This is a genomic window from Pseudogracilibacillus amylolyticus (SeqCode) (assembly GCF_051918545.1).
Classification (GTDB): Bacteria; Bacillota; Bacilli; order Bacillales; family Amphibacillaceae; genus Pseudogracilibacillus.
Genome location: NZ_JBPPZG010000252.1, coordinates 1 through 5,040, shown reverse-complemented (window position 1 = coordinate 5,040; position 5,040 = coordinate 1). Strand labels below are relative to the sequence as shown.

The following is a 5,040-nucleotide window of genomic DNA, read 5'->3' as shown; positions in this document are numbered from 1 at the left end:
TCACAAAAAGATGTAGAAGTGAAAATTGAAGGTGGACAAAGTTTTCTTGATGATCTATTTACTGCTTTGAAAATAGACCCAATTGATGGCTTTCAGTTCGTCGATGCAACCGCCTTTCAACGAGACGAATTAAATTACAAGCAGCATCTTATTTTTTGCCAAGTATATGACAGATTTATTGCGTCAGAAGTAAAGCTCGTCCTTTTGGAAGATTTAAACCCTGAACAAGAAGTAGTAGTTATAGAAGCTGTAGGAACACAACAAGAAAAAATACAAAAAGTTCCAGTTAAAGAATTAGATCGTACGGTAACTTTAAGCAATTTAACCAGTGTTTATGTCCCACCAATTTCCAAAGAACAATTACCCCATCAGTTTCCTACATTACGCGATGTAATTCGCACTCTTAGGGGGCCACATGGTTGTCCTTGGGATAAAAAGCAGACACATGAAACACTAAGACAATACGCTGTAGAAGAAGTGTATGAGTTAATTGATGCGATTAATCGCAAGGATGATGAGGGAATTGTCGAGGAATTAGGTGATGTACTTCTGCAAGTAATGTTACATAGTCAAATTGGCGAAGATAATGGGTATTTTACCATTGATGATGTGATTAAAAGCGTCACCGAGAAAATGATTCATCGTCATCCACATGTATTTGGTACTGGCTCTACTGAAAAAAGTTGGGAAGAATTAAAGAGCGAGGAAAAACAGGAGCGAAACGAAGATCATTTGTTGGATTCCGTTGTGCGCCATGCACCTTCACTTGAGGTAGCTTATCAGCTGCAAAAAAAAGCAGCACATGTAGGATTTGATTGGTCAAATGTAGAAGATGTATGGGACAAGTTTTTAGAAGAAGTAGAAGAATTTAAACAAGCACAAAAAGAGGATAATTACGATGAAATGGAGAAAGAGTTCGGTGACATTTTATTTGTTATGGCGAATCTGAGTAGATTTTATCAAATAAATCCAGAAATAGCTTTAGGAAGAACAAATGAGAAGTTTATTTTTAGATTTAATGAAATTGAAAAAACAGTTAAACTCGCTGGAAAGTCATTGGAGCAAATGTCGCTGACTGATCTTGATCAACTTTGGAATGAAGCGAAGAAAAAGGAGTGATTATATGCGCTTAGATAAGTTTTTAAAAGTTTCTCGTTTAATTAAACGTCGTCCGTTGGCTAAGCAAATTGCTGAACAAAATAGAATTAAAGTAAATGGTCAGGTTGCAAAACCTTCCGTTAACGTAGAAACTGGGGATGAAATTGAAATAACTTTTGGCCAAACAGTTGTAACAGTAAAGGTGACTTCCGTTAAAGAGCATGTTAGAAAGGAAGAAGCGACAACTCTTTATGAAGTAATAAAGGAAGAGAAAATTAATCGAGATGAATAGTTCTAACCTTGTCCTTTCCTTCATAGATTTTAGTAAGGAAGGTGACGAAGATGAATTATTATGAGCGTGTCGAAAATATAACAGTTCAAAAAGAACATCGTGTGAGCATTAACAACCGAAAAGAGCTTGAAATCAATGGTGTAAAAGAAATTGATAGTTTTGACAATGAAGAGTTTTTATTAGAAACAAATATGGGATATTTAATTGTTCGTGGTCAAAATTTACAACTTAAAAATTTAAATGTCGAAGAAGGGATTGTTCAGATTCAAGGAAAAGTGTACGAGCTTACTTATGTAGATGAACAACAGCAGGAGAAAGCTAAAGGACTGTTTAGCAGGCTGTTTAGATGACGTTAAGTACGCAGTTATTAACGATGATCTCTATGGTAGTGAGTGGGATTTATTTGGGGTTCGCTACAGAAACTTATCGGAGAATCTCTGTCATTTGGAATAGTAAAAAAGTGGTCACATTTATTATAGAAATTTTATATTGGATTATTCAAACATTGATCCTTTTTTTCGTTCTATTCCAAGTGAATGACGGGGAGTTACGCGTATATATATTCTTAGCCTGTTTACTAGGGTTTAGCATATATGTCGTTATGTTTAAAACAATTTATATACGGGTTTTAGAATGGATCATTAAGGTTCTAGTCGCAATAACTGTGGGAATTATTAATATTATCAATACGCTTGTAATACGTCCGGTCAGATGGATTATTGAAGTTCTTCTTCGAATTGTCTATTTCATTGGTAATTTGTTATATCGTATTCTCCGATTTATATTAAAAATATTGCTATCCCCATTTCGAATACTTTTTTCCTACATTCGAAAGCTTATTCCTGAAAAAATTTGGAATAATGCTACCAAATTAGTTGCGTTTTGTAGTACAATAATATATAAAATAAAAAAATGGTTAAAAGAGGTTATTCAAAAAGTTCGGTAAAGGTGGTATTAGGTGCTTCACGGCATCGCTTTTATCCCTTTTTTGAACATGTGCTAAAAGGTAATCGATAAAGGAGGTAAACCATTCATTGACCAGACCAAATAAAACTGTAGCAAAAATTAGATCCGAATATATGAACAAATACAATGTAGAGTTAGAAAGAAAACGTCGTCGAAAGAAGAAGTTGATTCAGCGGTTAGTATTTGCGAGCGTGGTCATTGTTGTTACCTTTGGGTTTTTATTAAGTTACCATATAAAACAGCGATCACTTCATGCTGAAAAACAAGAACAATATAATGAGCTAATTGAGCAGAAATCTGTTCTTGAAAAGGAAAAGAAGAATTTATTGGAAGAAATTGACTTGCTTAACGACGAAGAATACATATTAGATATTGCTAGAACAAATTACTTTTTGTCCAAAGAGGGTGAATTAATTTTTCAGTTACCTGAGGAAGAGGAGCGCTCTTATTGACATATTTTTGTAGAATTCGTATACTGGAATAAGGAAAGCTTTAAAAAAATTCAAGGAGGAGCATTTTTTTTATGTCGATTGAAGTAGGCAGCAAATTGCAAGGAAAGGTTACTGGAATCACTCATTTTGGTGCTTTCGTAGAGTTAGAGAAAGGGACAACAGGACTTGTTCACATTAGTGAAGTTGCGGATAATTATGTTAAAGATATTAATGAACATTTAACTGTTGGCGAAGAAATTAAAGTAAAAGTAATTAATGTAGAGAAAGATGGTAAAATCGGTTTATCCATTAAAAAAGCAAAAGAAAGACCAGTACGCCAAAGACAACCTCGGGAGCGTACAGAAAATTTTGAGTCAAAAATTAATCGTTTTCTAAAAGATTCTGAGGACCGTTTAGCCTCTTTAAAGAAGCACACGGAATCCAGACGTGGAGGTAGAGGTGCTAAGAGAGGTTAGCAAATTGCTGTCTAGAGTGAATGCTCTGTTGATTTAATAATAAATAAAAAAAGCAGATATCGCATAATTGTGATATCTGCTTTTTTGTTTTTGCTGTATTCTAATTTGCTATTGCCAAATATCCATAAACTGTGCAGTAAATTAGGTTGATAATTTATCGGTCAACCTAGCTACTGCTCCGTTGATTTCCGCCTGCGGGCAGTTCGCTTTCCGTGGGCACGGCTTCAGCCTCCTCGCGGAAAGATCACCGCTGCGGGGTCTTCAGACACGTGCTTTTCCCACAGGAGTCGACTGCCCTCCGGCTCCAATCAACCATAGAGATAGTAGTAACAAACTATGCATAGCTGTTTACCAAGCACACCCAGCGAAGGAAATACACGGAGACTCCTGTGGGAGGAAAGGCCTCGGTGAGACAACGCAGTGCGAAAGCACAAGGTCGATGACAAACGTCACGTCCTGTGACGTCATCGACACTAGTACGTCCTGTACGTCGGAGGCTCATCAGCCGCCTGCGGAAAGCGCAGTGTATTTCCGTAGCGGTATTATGCTTTATAATTTCATTTGTATTTCCACGGCCTGTAATCAAAGCTACTGTTACTAGTTTTTAAATTTTCATTACTGCACAGTATCCTTCAACTACGAAGATTAAAAGCACCTGGATTTAAGTAGCGTTTTATTTTAAAAAACAAAAAATCTGCTGCGGGGTTGCGAGCAGATTTTTTCATATTTTAGTATAGCGGCGGAGGGGATTGAACCCCCAACCTTACGGGTATGAACCGTACGCTCTCGCCAGTTGAGCTACACCGCCATCATTAAAAATAGCAAATTTATCACCAAATCTATATGGTTAAGCATAAATTGCCAACAGAAAATATATTACACGATAATAGATTTTAAGTCAACAAATCGATATTTCATGACATATCTTTTAATAATCCAATCTTTTAGTCACGTAATCTAGTATTTTTATATTGTGTACTCACATTTATTATTGATAACTTGTAAAACAACGCTTCTTCTCGTAGTAATCAGTCGAAAGAAAGTTAGCATGTGAATTAAATTTTGACAAAATAAGGAGTGATAATATGATTTAATCATTATCACGACTATTATTGGGGAGGAGAAAGATTGTGAGTCAAGCTATAAAAGTAGAAAGTGTATTAGAAAAGAAACGTAGCAATTGGAAAAGAAAGATCTCCACTTCTCTTAAGGAAATATTTATTGAAAAGAAGCTATTACTTTTTTTAGTTGGCTTATTATTAGGACGAGCTGTTATTTTATATAATATTTCACCATTCGCTATTGCATTTTTGGCAACAGCATGGGCGGTTTATCAGAGAAGAATGTTTGTAGTAGTTGCATTTGTTTTATTTGGAGCGTGGACCTATTCCCTCGAACACGCTGTTTTTATAACAATTTCTACTGTAGTGTTTACGATCTTTGTCCAATTTTTAAAAGATAGGAGTAACATGCGTGTATTGATATTGTTCATCTTCTTATCTACTTCGTTAACTCGTTTGTTTTTATATTCTTTACCAAGTCAAATAACAGTATATGAATTCGCTCATTTACTTGTAGAAGGGATACTAGGAATCGTTCTCTTTTTAATCTTTATGCAGAGCTTGCCATTATTAGCACTAAAAAGATACCAACCTGCATTAAAAAATGAAGAGTTAATTTGTATCATTATTTTGTTAGCCTCTATATTAACTGGTTTCATCGGTTGGGAAATATCCGGTGTTTCATTAGAACATGTCTTTTCTCGATATATTGTACT

Annotated in this window: 6 protein-coding genes, 1 tRNA gene and 1 pseudogene; 7 read left to right on the top strand and 1 reads right to left on the bottom strand. The window is 35.3% G+C overall.

Going from position 1 to position 5,040, the window contains the following annotated elements; genetic code table 11:
- The 6 genes from mazG to ACPYKA_RS18690 all read left to right on the top strand — a co-directional run.
- Positions 1 to 1,119, top strand: a 1,119-nt coding sequence (gene mazG, locus ACPYKA_RS18715; protein WP_479543718.1) for a nucleoside triphosphate pyrophosphohydrolase, incomplete at its 5' end; no start/stop codon positions are given.
- 4 nt (positions 1,120 to 1,123) lie between these two features.
- Positions 1,124 to 1,390 (top strand): RNA-binding S4 domain-containing protein, encoded by a 267-nt coding sequence (locus tag ACPYKA_RS18710; protein ID WP_479543717.1) that lies wholly within the window; start codon positions 1,124 to 1,126, stop codon positions 1,388 to 1,390.
- Positions 1,391 to 1,440: 50 nt separating this feature from the next.
- Positions 1,441 to 1,740 carry a sporulation protein YabP gene (gene yabP / locus ACPYKA_RS18705; RefSeq protein WP_479543716.1) on the top strand — a complete coding sequence of 100 codons (300 nt, stop codon included), beginning with the start codon at positions 1,441 to 1,443 and terminating at the stop codon, positions 1,738 to 1,740.
- Positions 1,737 to 2,336: a spore cortex biosynthesis protein YabQ gene (gene yabQ / locus ACPYKA_RS18700; protein ID WP_479543715.1), complete on the top strand. Its 600-nt coding sequence runs from the start codon at positions 1,737 to 1,739 to the stop codon at positions 2,334 to 2,336. Before yabP ends, yabQ begins: the two co-directional genes overlap by 4 nt.
- A gap of 88 nt (positions 2,337 to 2,424) precedes the next feature.
- Complete coding sequence (locus ACPYKA_RS18695) at positions 2,425 to 2,808, top strand: FtsB family cell division protein (protein ID WP_479543714.1); 384 nt, start codon at positions 2,425 to 2,427, stop codon at positions 2,806 to 2,808.
- A gap of 71 nt (positions 2,809 to 2,879) precedes the next feature.
- Positions 2,880 to 3,263: a S1 domain-containing RNA-binding protein gene (locus ACPYKA_RS18690; RefSeq protein WP_479543713.1), complete on the top strand. Its 384-nt coding sequence runs from the start codon at positions 2,880 to 2,882 to the stop codon at positions 3,261 to 3,263.
- Positions 3,264 to 3,997: 734 nt separating this feature from the next.
- On the opposite strand, the gene ACPYKA_RS18685 is transcribed toward ACPYKA_RS18690, so the two are convergent.
- A tRNA-Met gene (locus ACPYKA_RS18685) sits at positions 3,998 to 4,071 on the bottom strand.
- 322 nt (positions 4,072 to 4,393) lie between these two features.
- On the opposite strand from ACPYKA_RS18685, the pseudogene ACPYKA_RS18680 reads away from it, so the two are divergent.
- A pseudogene (locus tag ACPYKA_RS18680) lies at positions 4,394 to 5,040 on the top strand (stage II sporulation protein E); the annotation flags it as partial.